General features: G+C 71.6%; 19 protein-coding genes. 8 read left to right on the forward strand and 11 right to left on the reverse strand.

The window, feature by feature from the left end; translation table 11 throughout:
• Positions 1 to 39: 39 nt before the first annotated feature.
• Positions 40 to 450, reverse strand: coding sequence for a hypothetical protein (locus ACIRVK_RS17375; protein WP_404247990.1), 411 nt, complete (start codon positions 448 to 450; stop codon positions 40 to 42).
• 322 nt (positions 451 to 772) lie between these two features.
• Between ACIRVK_RS17375 and ACIRVK_RS17380 the strand changes: the two genes are divergently transcribed.
• Positions 773 to 1,156 (forward strand): nuclear transport factor 2 family protein, encoded by a 384-nt coding sequence (locus ACIRVK_RS17380; protein ID WP_404247789.1) that lies wholly within the window; start codon positions 773 to 775, stop codon positions 1,154 to 1,156.
• 132 nt (positions 1,157 to 1,288) lie between these two features.
• Here the strand turns inward: ACIRVK_RS17380 and mgrA are convergent, their stop codons facing one another.
• Entirely contained in the window at positions 1,289 to 2,284 is a 996-nt protein-coding gene (gene mgrA / locus ACIRVK_RS17385) for an L-glyceraldehyde 3-phosphate reductase (RefSeq protein WP_404247791.1), read from the reverse strand.
• A gap of 125 nt (positions 2,285 to 2,409) precedes the next feature.
• On the opposite strand from mgrA, the gene ACIRVK_RS17390 reads away from it, so the two are divergent.
• Together ACIRVK_RS17390 and ACIRVK_RS17395 are read left to right on the forward strand one after the other, a co-directional pair.
• A complete protein-coding gene (locus ACIRVK_RS17390) occupies positions 2,410 to 3,303 on the forward strand; it encodes a LysR family transcriptional regulator (protein ID WP_404247793.1) in 894 nt (297 codons plus the stop codon).
• A gap of 17 nt (positions 3,304 to 3,320) precedes the next feature.
• A complete protein-coding gene (locus ACIRVK_RS17395; protein ID WP_404247795.1) occupies positions 3,321 to 3,836 on the forward strand; it encodes a DUF664 domain-containing protein in 516 nt (171 codons plus the stop codon).
• Here ACIRVK_RS17395 and ACIRVK_RS17400 read toward each other — a convergent pair.
• The gene (locus tag ACIRVK_RS17400) at positions 3,818 to 4,888 is read right to left on the reverse strand and encodes an adenosine deaminase (protein WP_404247797.1); all 1,071 of its coding nucleotides are present in this window, start codon (positions 4,886 to 4,888) and stop codon (positions 3,818 to 3,820) included. The two genes, ACIRVK_RS17395 and ACIRVK_RS17400, sit on opposite strands and share 19 nt — an antisense overlap.
• 37 nt (positions 4,889 to 4,925) lie before the next feature.
• Entirely contained in the window at positions 4,926 to 5,318 is a 393-nt protein-coding gene (locus ACIRVK_RS17405; RefSeq protein WP_404247991.1) for a VOC family protein, read from the reverse strand.
• Positions 5,319 to 5,577: 259 nt separating this feature from the next.
• Between ACIRVK_RS17405 and ACIRVK_RS17410 the strand changes: the two genes are divergently transcribed.
• Positions 5,578 to 6,639, forward strand: coding sequence for a sodium-dependent transporter (locus tag ACIRVK_RS17410; RefSeq protein ID WP_404247799.1), 1,062 nt, complete (start codon positions 5,578 to 5,580; stop codon positions 6,637 to 6,639).
• 16 nt (positions 6,640 to 6,655) lie between these two features.
• On the opposite strand, the gene ACIRVK_RS17415 is transcribed toward ACIRVK_RS17410, so the two are convergent.
• On the reverse strand, positions 6,656 to 7,561 hold the full coding sequence (locus ACIRVK_RS17415; RefSeq protein ID WP_404247801.1) for an aldo/keto reductase: 906 nt from the start codon (positions 7,559 to 7,561) through the stop codon (positions 6,656 to 6,658).
• A gap of 223 nt (positions 7,562 to 7,784) precedes the next feature.
• On the reverse strand, positions 7,785 to 7,889 hold the full coding sequence (locus tag ACIRVK_RS17420) for an SHOCT domain-containing protein (RefSeq protein ID WP_404247803.1): 105 nt from the start codon (positions 7,887 to 7,889) through the stop codon (positions 7,785 to 7,787).
• A gap of 303 nt (positions 7,890 to 8,192) precedes the next feature.
• Between ACIRVK_RS17420 and ACIRVK_RS17425 the strand changes: the two genes are divergently transcribed.
• Positions 8,193 to 8,390 carry a hypothetical protein gene (locus ACIRVK_RS17425; RefSeq protein ID WP_404247805.1) on the forward strand — a complete coding sequence of 66 codons (198 nt, stop codon included), beginning with the start codon at positions 8,193 to 8,195 and terminating at the stop codon, positions 8,388 to 8,390.
• On the opposite strand, the gene ACIRVK_RS17430 is transcribed toward ACIRVK_RS17425, so the two are convergent.
• Complete coding sequence (locus ACIRVK_RS17430) at positions 8,371 to 9,027, reverse strand: GAP family protein (RefSeq protein ID WP_404247807.1); 657 nt, start codon at positions 9,025 to 9,027, stop codon at positions 8,371 to 8,373. The two genes, ACIRVK_RS17425 and ACIRVK_RS17430, sit on opposite strands and share 20 nt — an antisense overlap.
• A gap of 182 nt (positions 9,028 to 9,209) precedes the next feature.
• Between ACIRVK_RS17430 and ACIRVK_RS17435 the strand changes: the two genes are divergently transcribed.
• On the forward strand, positions 9,210 to 10,142 hold the full coding sequence (locus ACIRVK_RS17435; protein ID WP_404247809.1) for a YhjD/YihY/BrkB family envelope integrity protein: 933 nt from the start codon (positions 9,210 to 9,212) through the stop codon (positions 10,140 to 10,142).
• 56 nt (positions 10,143 to 10,198) lie between these two features.
• Here the strand turns inward: ACIRVK_RS17435 and ACIRVK_RS17440 are convergent, their stop codons facing one another.
• From ACIRVK_RS17440 to ACIRVK_RS17455, 4 genes are all read right to left on the reverse strand, one after another.
• The gene (locus ACIRVK_RS17440; protein ID WP_404247993.1) at positions 10,199 to 11,488 is read right to left on the reverse strand and encodes a chloride channel protein; all 1,290 of its coding nucleotides are present in this window, start codon (positions 11,486 to 11,488) and stop codon (positions 10,199 to 10,201) included.
• Positions 11,489 to 11,722: 234 nt separating this feature from the next.
• Positions 11,723 to 13,045 (reverse strand): aldehyde dehydrogenase family protein, encoded by a 1,323-nt coding sequence (locus ACIRVK_RS17445; protein ID WP_404247811.1) that lies wholly within the window; start codon positions 13,043 to 13,045, stop codon positions 11,723 to 11,725.
• 97 nt (positions 13,046 to 13,142) lie between these two features.
• Complete coding sequence (locus ACIRVK_RS17450) at positions 13,143 to 14,333, reverse strand: RNA polymerase sigma factor (protein ID WP_404247813.1); 1,191 nt, start codon at positions 14,331 to 14,333, stop codon at positions 13,143 to 13,145.
• Positions 14,334 to 14,338: 5 nt separating this feature from the next.
• Positions 14,339 to 14,713, reverse strand: coding sequence for a YciI family protein (locus ACIRVK_RS17455; RefSeq protein WP_404247815.1), 375 nt, complete (start codon positions 14,711 to 14,713; stop codon positions 14,339 to 14,341).
• Between the two features lie 99 nt (positions 14,714 to 14,812).
• Here ACIRVK_RS17455 and ACIRVK_RS17460 point away from each other — a divergent pair, with 99 nt between their 5' ends.
• Complete coding sequence (locus ACIRVK_RS17460) at positions 14,813 to 15,868, forward strand: acyl-CoA dehydrogenase family protein (RefSeq protein ID WP_404247817.1); 1,056 nt, start codon at positions 14,813 to 14,815, stop codon at positions 15,866 to 15,868.
• 63 nt (positions 15,869 to 15,931) lie between these two features.
• The gene (locus ACIRVK_RS17465) at positions 15,932 to 16,852 is read left to right on the forward strand and encodes a class I SAM-dependent methyltransferase (RefSeq protein WP_404247819.1); all 921 of its coding nucleotides are present in this window, start codon (positions 15,932 to 15,934) and stop codon (positions 16,850 to 16,852) included.
• Positions 16,853 to 16,875 lie beyond the last annotated feature (23 nt).

The following is a 16,875-nucleotide window of genomic DNA, read 5'->3' on the forward strand; positions in this document are numbered from 1 at the left end:
TCCACATATGTGCCCGGCGCGAGCGGCGGCCCCGAGAGCTCAGCCGACGGGCATCACCAGCGCGGGGACGATCCGCTGCATGCGCAGCGCGTCGACGGACTCGGCGAGCAGCTCGTACTCGGTGGTCTCGTCGCTGATGGCGACCCGCACCAGCCGTCCGGCCGCCAACTCGTCGGCGACCAGCTCTTGTTGGGCGAGGTCGGCACACCACCAGCGCAGCGCCGCGGGCACGTCCGGCACGGTCGCGGCGACCGGCACCAGCGAGCTCGACGGGAAATGCTCGGCCTCGGGCTGCGGGTCGAGGCGGTCGGCGATCCAGTTGGCGCGGTCACGCAGCCACCACAGCGCGAGAGCGAGGGTGGGGGCCCGGTAGGTGCCCAGGGGTACGCCGATGCGCTGCCCTGCGCAGACGCCGTACGCGGTGACGTGGCATAAGAACTCGTCGTGCATGGTCATTCCCCCGCTGCTCGTTCGCCTCTCGGCCTTGCCTCGCTTTCCGTGCGGCTCATGTGCGGTACGTGACGGCGACTTCGCTCGCCGTGAAGTCCCTCAACTGTTGAGTATGTTCACTGCTGAACCACTGTCACCATGAATTTCCGGCCAGTCTCCTGGCATATTCACCGGGTCAGTTGGCCGAAATGCTGCGGTCAGGGCATTACCCGAGGGGTAATCGACGCCCCCGGCCGGGCCGGGCATGGTTGTCGTACCGGGTCGCCGAGACCGCGATCCGTGCCCTGACCAGCACCGACTACCTCTGTGGAGGCTGATCGCCATGTCCGCGAACACCGACCGTTACGAGAGCGCCGTCGCCCGCTACTTCGAGGCCTGGAACGCGGGCGGGCCGGAGGAGCTGGCGAAGGCGGTCGCCGCCGCCTGGACCGCGGACGGCTCCTACACCGACCCCCTGGCCGATGTCAGCGGTCACGACCAGATCGCCGCAGTGATCACCGCGGCCCACGAGCAGTTCCCCGGGTTCGCGTTCCGCCCGGTCGGCGCCGTGGACGGCCACCACGACACGGTCCGCTTCTCGTGGGAGCTGGTCGACCAGTCCGACGGCTCGGCACCGGTGGCCGGCTCCGACGTGGTCACCCTGGACGCGGACGGCCGAATCCGCACGGTGCTGGGCTTCCTGGACCGGGTGCCCGACGCCGCGTGAGGGCCAGGCGTCCCGGGGAACGACGGTGGCCGGACCTGTCCGGTCTGGCCGAAGCCCGTCGGCTTGTGGTCGGTGACCGTGCGCCTGGAGGAGTGGCTCCAGGCGCACGGCACCCGTTCCGGCGAGCGGGTGCTACGCCGTGACGACGGCGTCGATGCGGGCCAGTTCCTCGGTGTCGAAGTCCAGGTTGCGGGTGGCCGCGACGCTGTCCTCGATCTGCTGCGGGCTGCTCGCGCCGACCAGCGCGGAGGTCACCCGGCCGCCGCGCAGCACCCAGGCCAGGGCCAGCTGGGCGAGGGTCTGGCCGCGGCCCTTGGCGATCTCGTCGAGGGCGCGGAGCTTCGCCACCAGGTCCTCGGTGACCGCGTCCGACTGCAGGAACGGGCTGTCGGACGCCGCCCGCGAGTCCTCCGGGATGCCGTCGAGGTAGCGGGAGGAGAGCAGGCCCTGCTCCAGCGGCGAGAAGACGATGGAGCCGACCTGGAGCTCGTCGAGGGCGTCCAGCAGGCCCCCCTCCTCGGGGCGGCGGTCGAGCAGGGAGTAGCGCGGCTGGTGGATCAGCAGCGGGGTGCCCAGCTCGCCGAGGATGCGGGCGGCCTCCCGGGTCTGCTCGGCCGAGTAGTTGGAGATGCCGACGTAGAGGGCCTTGCCCTGCTGGACCGCGGAGTGCAGGGCGCCCATCGTCTCCTCGAGCGGCGTGTCCGGGTCCGGGCGGTGCGAGTAGAAGATGTCGACGTAGTCCAGGCCCATGCGGGCGAGGCTCTGGTCCAGCGAGGACAGCAGATACTTGCGCGAGCCCCACTCGCCGTACGGGCCGGGCCACATCAGGTAGCCGGCCTTGGTGGAGATCACCAGTTCGTCGCGGTAGCGCGCGAAGTCGTCCTTCAGGGCCTCGCCGAAGGCCAGCTCGGCGGCGCCGGGCGGCGGGCCATAGTTGTTGGCCAGGTCGAAGTGGGTGACGCCGAGGTCGAAGGCGCGGCGCAGGATGGCCCGCTGGGTCTCGACGGTCCGGTCCGCGGGGCCGAAGTTGTGCCCCAGGCCGAGCGAGATCGCGGGGAGCTTCAGGCCGCTGCGTCCGGTGCGCCGGTAGGGCAGGTCCGCGTAGCGGTCGGGGTGTGCGGTGTACAACGCGACTCCAGAGGGGTTGGCACAGGGGTCTCGGATGCCGGGAGACCGCTACCACTCTCGCGCGACCTGCGGGCAGTGGTCCAACAGGAGAATGCGATGGAACTCAGCAGATAGGCTGCACAATCATGGAACTCCGCCATCTCCAGCACTTCGTCGCGGTCGCCGAGGACCAGCATTTCACCCGGGCCGCCGAACGGCTGATGGTCTCCCAGTCGGGGCTGTCGGCCTCGATCCGCGCGCTGGAGCGGGAGTTGCAGACGCCGCTGTTCGTGCGCACCACCCGCCGGGTGACGCTGACGGAGGCGGGACGGGCGCTGCTGGGCGAGGCCGAGCGGATCCTGGCACAGGTGCGGGCGGCGCACGAGGCGGTCGCGGCCGTGCAGGGCGTGCTGCGGGGCACGCTCTCGGTGGGCACCGAGCAGTGCATCGCGGGCGTGCACGTGGCCCGGCTGCTCGCCGCCTTCCGGCACCGGCATCCGGACGTGGAGATCCGGCTGCGGCAGGCGGGTTCGGTGGAGCTCGCCGAGGAGGTGGCGGCCGGTCGGCTCGACCTGGCGTTCGCCTACCGCACGCAGGCGGACACCGACCAACTGCGCTCGGTGTCGCTGGCGGCGGAGCCGATGACCGTGCTGTGCCATCCGAGCCACCGACTGGCGACCGACGGCGCGGCGGTGACCCCGGACGACCTGGGCTGCGAGGTGTTCGTGGACTTCCAGCCCGACTGGGGCCCGCGCCGCACCACCGACGCGGCCTTCACGGCGGCTGGCGTACGGCGCACGGTCGCCCTGGAGGTCAACGACGTGCACAGCCTGCTGGACCTGGTGGACGAGAACCTCGGTGTGGCCGTCGTCCCCCGGCACTTCCGGCACAAGCGGGAGGCGCTGACCGCCCTGCCGGTGAAGGGCACCGGCGAGACCGTCTACGAGACGGTGGCCCTGCTGCCGCCGTCCCAGGCGACCAGCCCCGCGGCCCGGGCACTGATGGCCCTTCTGGAACAGGCGACGCAGGACGGCATGTGATGCGCGATGGTGGAGTCATGCATGCAAAGGACATCCTCATCGACGGCTACAGCCGCATCCAGGAAGAAGTCCACGCCACCGTCGAGGGGCTCGACGCGGACCTGCTCAACGCCCGCCCCTCGCACGACGCCAACTCCGTCAGCTGGCTGATCTGGCATCTCACCCGGGTCCAGGACGACCATGTCGCCGACGCCTTCGGACGGGAGCAGGTCTGGCTCACCCAGGACTGGCTCAAGCGATTCAACCTCGACCTGCCCCGCCACGACACCGGCTACGGGCACAGCTCCACGAAGGTCGCCAAGGTCCGGGTCGACTCCGGTGACCTGCTGACGGGCTACTACGACGCCGTCCACGAACAGACCCTCACGGTCCTGCGCGAGCTGGCCTCGGGAGATCTGGACCGTGTGGTCGACGAGCGCTGGGACCCACCGGTCACCCTGGGCGTACGGCTCGTCAGCGTCCTGTCCGACGACCTGCAGCACGTCGGACAGGCCGCCTACGTCCGCGGGCTGCTTCAGAGCACGGCGTCGTAACCCGGCAGGACGACGTCCTCGATCAGAGCCTTGCGCTCGTCGAACGGGATGAACGCGCTCTTGACGGCGTTCACCGTGACCGTGCGCAGGTCCTCGGGCGTCCAGCCCGCCTCCTGGACCAGCAGGGACATCTCCCGGGTCATCGTCGTACCGGACACCAGACGGTTGTCGGTGTTGAGGGTGACCCGGAAGCCGAGGTCCTTCAGCGCGGTGATCGGGTGCTCGGCGATCGACGTGGCCGCGCCGGTCTGGAGGTTGGAGGTCGGGCACATCTCCAGCGCGATCCGGCGGTCGCGCACCCAGCCCGCGAGCCGGCCGAGCTTGCCGTCGACGATGTCCTCGGCCAGCCGCACGCCGTGTCCGATGCGCTGGGCGCCGCACACCTGCACGGCCTGGTGGATGCTGGGCAGCCCGTGCGCCTCGCCGGCGTGGATGGTGAACGGCACGCTCTCGCGGCGCAGGTGCTCGAAGGCGCCGAGGTGGTCGGCGGGCGGGAAGCCGTCCTCGGCGCCGGCGATGTCGAAGCCGACCACCCCGGCGTCCCGGAAGGCGACGGCCAGGTCGGCGGCCTCGCGGACCCGGTCGAACATTCGCATGCCGCACAGCAGGGTGCCGACGCGGACCGGGGTGCCGGCGGCGGCCGCCTTCGCCATGCCCGCCGCGAGGCCTTCCTGGACGGCCTCGACGACCTCGCCCATCGCCAGCCCGCCGGTGGTGTTGAGCTCGGGGGCGTAGCGCACCTCGGCGTAGACGACGCCGTCGGCGGCCAGGTCGAGCACGTACTCCTCGGCGACGCGGAGCAGGCCCTCGCGGGTCTGCAGGACGGCGAGGGTGTGTTCGAAGGTGGCTATGTAGCGCACCAGGTCACCGGAGCCCGCGGCCTCGACGTACCAGGCGGCGAGTTCGTCGGGGTCGGTGGTGGGCAACGCGTGACCGACCGCGGCGGCGAGTTCGACCAGGGTGGCGGGGCGCAGGCCGCCGTCGAGGTGGTCGTGCAGGACGGCCTTGGGGAGGCGGCGGATCACATCTTCGTCTACGCGCGTAGCGGTCATGACTGGTACTTTCTGGGACGGGAGGGTTCTGAGGGGGTTACGCGGCGGGCTGGAGCAGGTCCCAGCGGTTTCCGTACAGGTCCTGGAAGACGGCGACCGAGCCGTACGGCTCGTGGCGCGGTTCCTCCAGGAAGACCACGCCGGCGGCGAGCATCCGGGCATGGTCGCGGGCGAAGTCGTCGGTGTGCAGGAAGAAGCCGACGCGGCCGCCGGTCTGGTCGCCGATCCGGGCACGCTGCGCCTCGCCCTTGGCTCGGGCGAGCAGCAGCCCCGCACCCTCCGCGCCGGCGCCGGGCCGGACGACGACCCAGCGGGATCCGTCAGGGCGGGGGGCGTCCTCGACGAGCTGGAATCCCAGGGCCTGCGTGTAGTGGCGGATCGCCTCGTCATAGTCGTCGACGACGAGGGTGACCAGGGCGATGCGGCTCATCATGACCTTTCCGAGCGGGGCGGTTGACGGGTGAGGTTATACGTAAAACCTGTGGATAGCCAGCCGACGCCGTCACAGGCATCGTCTAGAGTTCACTTGATCGTCTACATCCCTGTAGTCAGTCGGTCGTCGTGCACGGCCGCGATGTTCCCGCATGCCACGAAAGGGGCCCTGGAACCCATGACCACAGCGCCCGCGGGCGCCTTCGCGATACCCGCCTTCCGCCCCCGCCCACGCCCGACGACGGAAGAGCGCAAGCATGTGTCCCCAGCCTTCGAAGAACACCGCCGCCCACCGTGCCCATGCCCTGCTGCGGAGCCGGCTCGGCCCGGCGATCGCCCTGGCCTACGCGGCCGCCGCGCTGCTGCCGGCTCCCGGCCTGTGGCTGCGCGCCCCGCACCCGACCGGTGTCCCGGGTCTCGCTGAACTCCCCCTCCGCACCCCTCAGTTACTCCTCGCGCTCGTCCTCTTCAGCGCCGGGCTCCAGGTGCCGCTGCACGAACTGCGGCTGCTGCTGCGGCGTCCGGCCGCCCTGATCGCCGGACTGGCGCTGCACGTTGTGGCGCCCCTGCTCATCGTCCCCGGTGTGGCCCTCCTGCTGCGGTGGTCCCCCGACCGGGACGGGGGCAGCGGCATGGTCACCGCGATGATCCTGCTCGTGGCGATGCCGGTGGCGGCCGGGGCGACGGTGTGGACCGCCAAAGGGGACGGCGACCAGCCGACCTCCGTCGGACTGGTCCTCGCCTCCACGCTGGTCAGCCCGTTGACGGTGCCCCTCACCCTGACCGCCCTGTGTCCTCTCCTGCACGGTGACTACGCGGGTCGGCTGGCGGACGCGGCCCGGACGGCCGGACACGCCTTCGCGCTCACCTCCGTCGTGCTGCCCTGCGGCGCGGGCATGCTCTTCCGGTTCCTGCTGCCGCGCCGCGCCGCGGCTGGCCTCACCGACACGGCCGTCGCCGCGGCCCTTCCGGCGTCCCTGCTGCTGACGTACGTCAACGCCAGCGGGGTGCTCGGCCCCTTCCTCAGACACCCGCGCCCGATGCTGCTCGCGGGCGCGCTCGCGGTGGCCGCGACCGTGTGCGCCCTGTCGTTCACCCTGGGGCGGATCACCTCCCGTGTGCTGCGCCTGGACGCGCGAGCCGGTGCGTCCGTGACCCTGGCCTGCGGGATGAACAACAGCAGCGCAAGCGCCGTGCTGATCACGACGACACTGCCGGACCGCCCACAGATCCTGCTGCCCGTACTCGCCTACGGGCTGCTGCAGAAGGTGGCGGCCGGACGGGTCGTCCGGGGATTCGGGGCCAAAAGACGCGGCTGACCGGGTCGACGGGCGCTCAGTCGGCCCGCCTGCGCAGGGCGTCGAGTCGTCCCAGCTCCTCGTCCGTCAGACGCAGCGCGCCCGCCGCGACGTTCTCGGCGAGGTGGCCGGGGTTGCCGGTGCCGGGGATGGCCAGGACGTGCGGGCCCTGGTGCAGGGTCCAGGCGAGCCGGACCTGCGCGGGCGTGACACCGTGGGCCACGGCGACGGCTCGCACCTCGGCGTCGTGATCGTCGGCGGCGGCGTGCGCCCCGCTCTTCCCCGCGACGGCGTAGAACGGCACGAAGGCGATGCCCTGCTCCCCGCACAGGCGCAGGACCTCGTCGGTGACGGGGTTCGGGTCGTCGAGCGCGTACCGGTTCTGCACGCTCACCACCGGTGCGATGGCCTGCGCCTCTGCCAGGTGCCGGGGCTCGATGTCGGAGAGGCCGAGGTGCCGGACGAGACCGGCCTCGCGCAGATCGGCCAGGGCCCCGAAGTGCTCGGCGACGGACTCCTGCCGCATGCGGCGCAGGTAGACCAGGTCGAGGTGGTCGCGGCCGAGCTGGCGCAGGTTCTCCTCGACATGGCCGCGCAATTGGTCGGGGCGGGCGGAGGTCCCCCACTCGCCGGAGTAGTCGCGGAAGGGGCCGACCTTGGTGGCGATGAGGAGGTCGTCGGGGTACGGGGCCAGGGCGCTGTTGATGATCTCGTTGGCGGAGCGCAGCCGGGAGAAGTAGAAGGCGGCGGTGTCGATGTGGTTGACGCCGAGTTCGATCGCCCGGTGCAGGACGGCGATCGAGCGCTGCCGGTCGCTCGGGGTGCCGAGGTGGAAGGCGGCGCTGCCCGTCAGCCGCATGGCGCCGAAGCCCACGCGGTTGACGGTCAGGCCGGCCAGTTGCCAGGTGCCGGCGGCATCAGCGGTGATCGTTTCGGAGGTCATCGGCGGAGTCTCGCACACCGCTCGCACTGCCCCGGGGCCGCTTTACGGATACGTGTACGGGTTGAGGGTGTCGAGGGCGGAGACGGGGTCGGCCAGGCCGTAGCAGTCCACCGCGAGGAAGTCGGGCTTCTTGCGGGCGGCCGGCCGTCTGCACCAGTCATGGGTGTGGGCCGCTCCGCCCCCTTCCCGATCCGGCGCGGCGCCGCGCCGAAGTGGTGGGCCGTCAGGCCAGGAGCCTGCGCTTCTGTTCCTCGAACTCGGCTTCCGCCAGGACGCCTTGGGTCTTCAGCTCGCCGAGCTGCTTGAGCTGGCCGACCTTGTTCGTCATGTCGCCGGCCGCGGGTGCAGCGGGTGCGGGCGAGGGCGGGGCCTCCTGACTGGCGTGGGAATCGCCCCTTCCCCGAAGTCGATGGACGACGACATGTCCGTTGGACCATCAGCCGCACCCGGCGGCATCTCGACCTGGCATACCAGGTCGGCCGAGTTGCCCTCTTCATTGGTTCACCCCGCTTGGGCCGGCGCACTTCGTGCCCCTTGTCACTCCTCCGGTGTCCCCCGCTCGCCCGATCCGCCTCAGCGGGACCTCTCTGGCGTCCTTGCTGGCCCTGCTCGCGGTGGTCGCGGTCTGGCGGTGCTGCGCCTGGGCCCGGTGGGCCGGTTCGTGCACCGCTTCAAGAAGTGGATCGGAGTGGCGATCCTCGCGGTGGCCGCGATCGTCCTGTTCACCTGGAGCTACCCGACCATGCTGGTGGTGATCTGGACCGCTGTGATCGTGCCGGTCGCCTTCGGCATTCGCGAGTTCCTGGATCTCAGGACGTCAACTGGTTGATGCTCCTGCTCACCAGGAACAACCCGGCCACCAGCGCCACGGCCACGAGCGCCTGCTCCTGGTGGCTCCCGATCCAGGTGCGCAGCTTCCCGAGGCGCACCCCGGCCGAGTCCGGCGCGAAGGTCGTGTAGACCTCCATCGCCAGCAGACTGCTCGTGGCGAGGAGGCAGAACCCGAACAGCGCGAGGTAGGAGGAGGCGTGGGACAGGTCGGCGTCGACCACCGTCGCCGCGCCGGCCGCCACGAGCCCCCACGGCTGGAGCAGCGGGGCCACCCCCGCAGCGCCCCACAGCGAGAGCCGGTCGAGCCGTGCCATCAACCCGCCGGAGGCTGTGTGCCGACGGTCGGTCCGCTCGCGGTTCCGGTGCCGGTGCCACCCGTACCCGACCAGCCCCACGCCGATCGCGAGCTTGACGGCGGACGCGGCGGTGGAGGGCGAGGACTGGGGAGCCGGCGGTTGGCCACCGGTGGTGAGCAGAACGGCGGTCAGGACGACCACGAAACACGCGAGCCAGGCGAGGATGAAGACCAGGCCCTTCCGGACTCCCCCGCGAGCCGACAGCACCAGGACGAACGCGGTCACCGACAGGGGGAACACGGCGATCGCAAGGCCGATGAACACCAGATCAAGCACCATCGCGGCCCCCGCGCGGTGCTGCGCACCCGGGCACGGAGCGGCTTTCGCTCATGGCCATAAGTCTCGTCGCCGTGTCCACACCTCACAAACGCGCCATGGCTCGCCCGTCCCGTTAACCCGTGCGGACCTTTCCGCTACCCCCACCGGGGGCCGCGCGGTCGTGATGGCGGCACTCTTGCACCATGGGGCCAGACGACGGCGAGGGCAGCCCGGACGACACGGCACACCGTGCTTCGTGGCGGGAACGGGGTGCCTCGGTGTGGTCCCGGCTGACGGGGCTGCGGAACCGGGCCGAGACGCGGTTCCCGGTGATCACGCACTTGCTGTCGCACCTGATCTCGGTGAACGTGCTCGACTCGGCGACCCGGCTGGCCGCCCAGACGTTCCTGACGGCCGTCCCGCTGCTGTTCGTGGTGGCCTCCATCGCCCCGCCTGCGCTGCGTGACCAGCTCGTCAACTCCGTGCACGACGCCTTCGGACTGTCCGGAAACGCGAACGCCGAACTCAGCAAGGCCGTCCAGGGCACCGGTGCCCCGTCCAACGAGCTTCGGCAGACCACAGGGGTGGTCGGCGGGCTGATGGTGCTCATCTCGGCCACCGCGTGCAGCCGAGCCATGCAACGGTTGTGCCAGCGTGCCTGGAGCCTGCCCAAGGCGGGCGCGCGGATGGCCGCCTGGCGGTGGATCGCATGGCTCGGGACCTGGCTGGTCATGTTCGCGGTGCAGGGGAGCCTGCGCGAGGGATTCGGGCTCGGCCTGTGGATCGGCGTGCCCCTGCTGCTGGTCGCCGAGGTCACCATCTGGTGGTGGACGCAGCATCTGCTGCTGCTCGCGCGGGTGCCGTGGCTGCCGTTGCTGCCGGGCGCACTGCTCACCGGAGCGTCCCTGACCGTCCTCACCTCCACCGCCCCCCTGTACATGCCCCACGCCCTCAACCGCAGCCTGGACAAGTACGGTTCGTTGGGTGCCGTCTTCACCCTGCTGTCCTGGCTCATCACGCTCTGCGTGGTCGCGACCCTGTGCATCACCGCCGGCGCGGTCGTCGCCCGTGAACCCTGGGCGGCCAGCCGTCTGGGCACGCCCGCGCTGCCCGGCACGCCGTCCGACGACATGTAGCCGGACGGGTCGCCGGGCGACCGGCGGAAACGGATCCTCACCCGGCCCCAGAAGTGTCAGTGAGCCGCCTGGTCGGCCGGCCGCTCGCCGACCGCCGGGATACTCGGACCCTGCGGCAGCAGTTGGGTGAGCACGAAGGACACGACCGCGGCCAGCACGACGAGCGCCACCGTCTGCACGTTGCCCAGCAGGAGCACGACCAGGACGACGCCGCTCACCGGCAGCCGCAGGGCCGCGGTCACCGAGGCAGCCATCCCCACCGCCATCCCCGGGACCAGCCCCAGGCCGGGCAGCGGCGCAAGCAGCACACCGGCCGCCCCACCCAGGAACAGGGCGGGGAAGACGGGGCCGCCGCGCAGGCTCCCCAGACACAGTGAGTACGCCAGGCCCTTGAAGGCCAGTACGGCGACGAGGGCGCCCACCGAGAAGGCATGCGGATCCTGCGCCAGCCGGGACAGAGTCGCCTCCCCCGACAGGGCCGCCTCGGCAGGCGAACGCCCCGTGGAGACCGCGTAGAGAGTGACGCAGACCCCTGCGCCGAGCGCGCAGACCATGGTGTTCCGTACCGTCCGGGTCGCCACGAAGCGGGCCGCGAACCGCCCACCCACGAAGGTCCAGTGGACGAGGAACGCGAGGGCGGGCGCAAGGACCAGCACCCACAACACGTCTCCCCAGTCGAGGGGTGGCGGCTTGGGCAGGCCGATGCTCAGGGTCCCGGCCTGCAAGCCGGTCCAGTGGACGAATCCGGTGAAGATCAGGTCTCCCACCCCGCTGGCCAGCAGGACCGGCAGCATCACCGCGAACAGCTGCGGCCCGCCCACCCCGGCGACCTCCATCAGCATCACCGCACCGACGATCGGGTTCCCGAAGAGCGCGGAGATGGCGGCGGCCGCGCCTGCCGCTCCGAGCAGCGCCGTGCTCGCCTCGTTCTCCGGTGCCCTGACCAGGCTCGCGAGGAGCAGAGCAAGTCCGCCGCCCAGCGCGATCAGCGGGGCCTCGGGCCCCAGGACGACGCCGAGGGGAAGACCGACCAGAGCGGCGGTCAAGACGCCCGGCAACGCCGCCCTGGTGACGCCGCCCGAGTGCAGGCCCCCGGCAGGAAGGTGTCCGCCCTGCCCCGGAAATCGCGCGACCACCAGGCCGACGACGAGACCGGCCGTCGTCAGCAGGGGAAGTGCCCACCACCAGGGAGCCTGTTTCCAGCCCAGGTCCTTGGGCCAGGTCGTCCAGATCAGCTGTTCCAGTTGGCGCAGCGCCACCAGGAACCAGAATGCGACCAGCGCGACGGGAACACCGATCAACGCGCAGAACACCAGGGCCTTGCGGTACTCCGGCCGGCCCAGCATGGTCCGCAGCAGGTCGGCTTCCGGAGGCTGACTGCGCGCCACGGCCCCGGAACCGCTCTCCGACGTCGTTGCGCTGATGGGTCCTCCCGAGTTCGGCGCCACGCCCTGCGGTCGTTCCGGCACGGTGGCGCATATCGGGATGAACATACCCGTACAGGACGGCCCCCGCCCGTCGTCGGTCAGGAGGTGCTCCTCGATGTCCCGTCGGCGTCGCTGAGCCGACCCGGACCAGGCTCAGCCCAGCGGCTTCTCCAGCACAGCCTTGCGGTGGCTGAACGTCTCGATGGAGAAGCGGCCGTGGTAGCTGCCCATGCCGCTCTCCCCCACCCCGCCGAAGGGCAGGTCGGAGACGGTGAGATGGGCGAGCGGCAGACCGTGGCCGAGGCCGCCGGAGGACGTTTCGGCGGCGATCCTGGCCCGGGTGCCCTCCGACTCGGAGAAGACGTACAGCGCGAGCGGCTTGTCGCGGTCGTTGATGAAGTCGATCGCCTTGTCGAGGTCCGACACGGTGACGACGGGCAGGATCGGACCGAAGATCTCCTCCTGCATCACGGGCGAGTCGGGGTCGACGTCGGCCAGGACGGTCGGCGCGATGTACTTCGCCGTGCGGTCCCGGTCGCCGCCCACGACGACACGGCCCGAGTCGAGCAGGCCGGTGAGCCGGTCGAAGTGCCGTTCGTTGACGATGCGACCGTACTCGCCGGACGCGGACGGGTCGGTGCCGTACAGGGCCTCGACGGCGCGGGTGAGCGCGGGCTCGAGGGCGGCGGCCGTCTCCGGGTCGGTGAGCACGTAGTCGGGGGCGACGCAGGTCTGCCCCGCGTTGAGGAACTTGCCGCGCGCCAGGCGGTCGGCGACGACGTCGAGGTCGGTGTCACGGTCGACGAACGCCGGGGACTTGCCGCCGAGTTCGAGGGTGACCGGCGTGAGGTGCTCGGCGGCGGCGCGCATGACGATGCGGCCGACGGTGCCGTTGCCGGTGTAGAAGATGTGGTCGAAGCGCTCGGCGAGCAGCGCCGTCGTCTCGGGGACGCCGCCCTCGACGACGGCGACCGCGTCGGTGTCGAGGTGGGCGGGCAGCAGACGCGCGATCGCGGCGGAGGTCGCGGGGGCCAGTTCGCTGGGCTTGACGACCACCGCGTTGCCCGCGGCGAGGGCGCCGACCAGCGGAGCAAGCAGGAGCTGGGCGGGGTAGTTCCAGGGGGCGATGACCAGGACGACGCCGAGCGGGTCGTACTGCGTCCAGGCGCTCGCGTCGGCGCCGAGGTGCGCGGGTACCGGGGCGGGCTCGGGGCGCAGCCAGTCGGCGAGGTGGTCGAGGGTGTGGTCGATCTCGCGGATCGTGAAGTCGATCTCGGTGCGCTGGGCCTCGGTGGCGCTCTTGCCGAGGTCGGCGTGGAGGGCGGCGGCCAGCTCGGAGCCGTTCTCGGTGAGCAGGTCGCGCAGGCTGCGCAGCTGGGCCGTGCGCCATTCGACGGGCTTGGTGCGGCCGGTGCGGAAGGTGGCGCGCAGCCGGGCGACGATGCCGGCGGGCTGCTCGGAGGTGGAGTGGTTCACGGTGCCTCGCTGCTGGAACGGTCAGGTGTATATGCCAACCTTTCCTGCACCGCGACGAATTCCGCCACCGGGAGGATTACTTTCCGTGGCGTGGCGCTCACGTGCGGAGGAGTTCCCGTCGCCGTCGCTCGAGAAAGGCGCGTTCGGCGGCGCTCTCGGTGCGTGCGAGGGCCGCTTCGTACGCCCGTACCGCCTCGGTGGGGCGGCCGAGGCGGCGCAGCAGATCGGCCCGGACGGCGTGGAACACGTGGTAGCCGTCGAGGTCCAGGGCGTCGACGAGGTCCAGTGCGCGCGACGGGCCCTCGGTCTCGGCCACCACGACCGCCCGGTTCAGGGCCACGACCGGGCTCGGGGTGAGGGCCATGAGCTGGTCGTACAGCTGCCGGATCTGGGCCCAGTCGGTGGCCTCGCCGGTGGGTGCGTCGGAGTGGACGGCCTGGATGGCGGCCTGGATCTGGTACGGCCCCGGCCGGTCGCGGCGCAGGCAGCGCCGTACCAGCGACTGCCCCTCGGCGATCAGGTCGCGGTTCCAGCGGGCGCGGTCCTGGTCGGGCAGCGACACCAGCGCTCCGTGCTCGTCCTGGCGGGCCTCGCGGCGGGAGTCGACGAGGAGCATCAGCGCGAGCAGGCCGACGGCCTCGGGCTCGTCCGGCATCAGCTCGGTGAGCAGCCGGCCCAGGCGCAGCGCCTCCGCGGTCAGCTCGGGCGCGCCTTCGTAGCCCTGGTTGAAGATCAGGTACACGACGGCCAGGACGCCCGTCAGCCGGTCCGGGAGGTCGGCGTCGCGGGGCACGCGGTACGGGATCCGGGCGGCGCGGATCTTCGCCTTCGCGCGGACGACACGCTGGGCCATGGTCGGCTCCGGCACCAGGAACGCGCGGGCGATCTGCGCGGTGGTCAGGCCGCCGAGCAGGCGCAGGGTGAGGGCGACCCGGGCCTGGGGCGCGAGCGCGGGGTGACAGCAGGTGAAGATCAGGCGGAGCCGGTCGTCGCGCACGGGGCCCTCCTCGGCCGGGGCGTCCGGGGTGTGCAGCAGGGCGGCCTCCGCGTGCCGTTCGTCGCGCTTGGCCTCCCGGCGCAGCCGGTCCACCGCTCGGTTGCGTGCGGTGGTGATGATCCAACCGGCCGGGCTCGGCGGCACACCGGTCTCGGGCCACTTCGCGAGCGCCGTGGTGAAGGCGTCCTGGGCCGCTTCCTCGGCGAGGTCGATGTCGCCGAGGAAGCGGACGAGGACGGCGACGGCTCGGCCGTACTCCGCGCGGAAGACGGCCTCGACGTCGACGGACACCGGTGTCAGTCCTCTACCTGATGTTGCTGGTGTGCCTGGTGCAGGAACGGGCGCACCTCGATGGGCAGGGTGGTGGCCCGGGTCGCCTTCCTCCCCCACTCCAGGGCCGCGTCCAGGTCGGGAGCCTTGATCAGGCAGATGCCGCCCAGGTACTCCTTGCCCTCGGCATAGGGCCCGTCGGTGATGAGCACGTCGTCGTCCTTGGGCCGCAGCACGGTCGCGGTCTCCGGGCCGTGCAGTCCGCCGGCGAACACCCAGGCGCCGGCCTCGCGCAGCTCCGTGTGGAAGGTGTCGAGGTCGCGGCGGATCTCGGCCATGGCCTCGGGCCCGGGCGGCGTGCCGTCGACCGGTGTGATCACACTGAGCAGGTAGTACTGCATGACGTCCTCCTCGGCGTCGTGTTCCTTGTTCCACCTCCTACACGAACGGCATGCCCCCGGATCGACACCGCGCACGACCGGACCGGGAGAATCCTCTCCATGACCACCCCACCGCACCCGCTCGTCAGCACCGCCCGGTCTCTCGCCGACTCCCTCCTCGCACCGCATGCGGCGCGCGTCGACCAGGAAGGTGTGCCGACGGGGCACATCGAGGCGATCAGGCGGTCGGGACTGCTGGGTGTGAGCGCGCCGCAGGAGTACGGCGGCGCCGGCGCCCCCGACGCGGTGGCGCGGGAGATCATGGAGATCCTGGCCGGGGCCTGCTGCTCGACCTGGTTCGTGCAGACCCAGCACCACACGCCGGTGAAGCTGCTGGCGCAGTCCGAACTCCCGGTGCGGGAGCGGCTGTTGCGCCCGCTGGCGAGCGGTGAGCTGCTGGCCGGGATCGCCTTCGCGCACGTCCGCGCGTTTCCCCGGGTGCCGGTGCGGGCCACTGCCGAGCGCGGCGGCTGGCGCTTCGACGGAACCGTGCCCTGGTACACGGGCTGGGGCCTGAACGACGTCATGCTGCTCGCCGGGGTGAGCGACGCGGACGAGATCGTGTTCGCCTTCACCGAGGCGCGCGAGCAGCCCGGGCTGCGCCCTTCGCCGCCGATGCGGCTGGCGGCGCTCACCGCCGCCCGGACCGTCTCCCTCGATCTCGACGGCCTGTGGCTGCCCGGCGAGTCGGTGGTCCTGCGCACCCCGCACGAGAAGTTCGCCCTGGTCGACCGGCCCCGCAACACCAACGCCTCGCCCGCCGTCTTCGGCGTGGCGTACGCCGCGCTGGACGTGCTGGAGGAGGCCGGCGAGACCGAGACGGCGCGGGCCCTGCGCGGGCACCTGGACGAGGTACGACGGCAGGTCTACGCCCTGGCCGAACACCCCGTCCCGCACGAGCGCGTCGAGGAACGCCTGGCGCTCAAGACACGGTCGTACGACCTGATGCGCGCGGCCACGACCGCCGCGATCGTGGCGGGCGGCGGCCGCGCCATGGCGGTGACCGGCACCGCCCAACGCCTCGCTCGGGAGGGGATGTTCCTCCTCGTGCAGGGCCAGACGGCAGAGGTGCGCCGGGCGCACCTCGACGCCCTGGCCGCATCGTGGGCCGTCTGAGCTGTTCATTGGACATTCAGTCGGAGGCCACTTTCTGCGGCGCCGGATGAGCAGACTCGTTCCATGGCGACCGCACAGGCAATCGACAACAACCCCGGCGAGCTCAAAGACGTCCCCGGCTGGTTCCCCCCACTGGACCAGTTGCTGTTCACCTGGTTCCTGGACCGGCAGGAGAAGGCCGGGTTCCGGGGCGATCTGGTGGAGCTCGGCGCGTACATGGGCAAGAGCGCCATCCTGCTGGGCCGGCACCGGCAGGACGGCGAGGAGTTCACGGTCTGCGACCTCTTCGGCGGTGAGGCACCGGACGGGGCCAACCAGGCCGAGACGGCGAAGTCGTACTCCTCCCTCACCCGCCAGGCCTTCGAACGGAACTACCTCTCCTTCCACGACACCCTGCCCCGGGTGCTGGAGGCCCCGTCCTCCGTGATCTCGGCGGAGGTGAAACCGGCCACCTGCCGCTTCGTCCACATCGACGCCTCGCACCTGTACGAGCACGTCCGCGACGACATAGCGGCCGCCCGCGACCTGCTGCTGCCCGACGGCATCGTCGTCCTCGACGACTTCCGCTCCGAGCACACCCCCGGCGTCTCGGTCGCCACCTGGGAGGCGGTGCTCAACCGCGGACTGCGCCCGATCTGCCTCAGCACCCAGAAGCTGTACGGCACCTGGGGCGATCCCGTGGCCGTCCAGGAAGAGCTGCTGGCGATGCTGGAGGGGCGCACGGACATCGGTCTGAGCGTGCAGGACGCCGCCGGGCACCGCCTGGTGCGCACCCGGGCCCAGAAGGGCCTGCAGGCCCCGCCCTTCCCGCACTCGCGTCACTACACGGCGCCCGAGCCTCAGGAATCGGCGGCGGCCCCGAGCCCGTCCCGGGTTCCCGCCCCGCGCCGCCCGCGCTCCCGTGCCCGTCGCATAGGCGTGGACCTGATGCCCCCGATCGTCACGCGCGCGGTGCGGCAGGCGCTGGCGAACCGGGGGCGGTAGGGCGTGTCGGGAACGCCCTGAGG

The sequence above is a fragment of the Streptomyces sp. NPDC101152 genome (assembly GCF_044768275.1).
In the GTDB taxonomy this organism is placed as follows: domain Bacteria; phylum Actinomycetota; class Actinomycetes; order Streptomycetales; family Streptomycetaceae; genus Streptomyces.

Coding starts and splice junctions, on each gene's coding strand:
- ACIRVK_RS17375 (WP_404247990.1), bottom strand. CDS start 450: ATGCACGACGAGTTCTTATGCCACGTCACCGCGTACGGCGTCTGCGCA.
- ACIRVK_RS17380 (WP_404247789.1), top strand. CDS start 773: ATGTCCGCGAACACCGACCGTTACGAGAGCGCCGTCGCCCGCTACTTC.
- ACIRVK_RS17390 (WP_404247793.1), top strand. CDS start 2,410: ATGGAACTCCGCCATCTCCAGCACTTCGTCGCGGTCGCCGAGGACCAG.
- ACIRVK_RS17395 (WP_404247795.1), top strand. CDS start 3,321: ATGCATGCAAAGGACATCCTCATCGACGGCTACAGCCGCATCCAGGAA.
- ACIRVK_RS17400 (WP_404247797.1), bottom strand. CDS start 4,888: ATGACCGCTACGCGCGTAGACGAAGATGTGATCCGCCGCCTCCCCAAG.
- ACIRVK_RS17405 (WP_404247991.1), bottom strand. CDS start 5,318: ATGAGCCGCATCGCCCTGGTCACCCTCGTCGTCGACGACTATGACGAG.
- ACIRVK_RS17410 (WP_404247799.1), top strand. CDS start 5,578: ATGTGTCCCCAGCCTTCGAAGAACACCGCCGCCCACCGTGCCCATGCC.
- ACIRVK_RS17415 (WP_404247801.1), bottom strand. CDS start 7,561: ATGACCTCCGAAACGATCACCGCTGATGCCGCCGGCACCTGGCAACTG.
- ACIRVK_RS17420 (WP_404247803.1), bottom strand. CDS start 7,889: ATGACGAACAAGGTCGGCCAGCTCAAGCAGCTCGGCGAGCTGAAGACC.
- ACIRVK_RS17430 (WP_404247807.1), bottom strand. CDS start 9,027: ATGGTGCTTGATCTGGTGTTCATCGGCCTTGCGATCGCCGTGTTCCCC.
- ACIRVK_RS17435 (WP_404247809.1), top strand. CDS start 9,210: ATGGGGCCAGACGACGGCGAGGGCAGCCCGGACGACACGGCACACCGT.
- ACIRVK_RS17440 (WP_404247993.1), bottom strand. CDS start 11,488: ATGCTGGGCCGGCCGGAGTACCGCAAGGCCCTGGTGTTCTGCGCGTTG.
- ACIRVK_RS17455 (WP_404247815.1), bottom strand. CDS start 14,713: ATGCAGTACTACCTGCTCAGTGTGATCACACCGGTCGACGGCACGCCG.
- ACIRVK_RS17460 (WP_404247817.1), top strand. CDS start 14,813: ATGACCACCCCACCGCACCCGCTCGTCAGCACCGCCCGGTCTCTCGCC.
- ACIRVK_RS17465 (WP_404247819.1), top strand. CDS start 15,932: ATGGCGACCGCACAGGCAATCGACAACAACCCCGGCGAGCTCAAAGAC.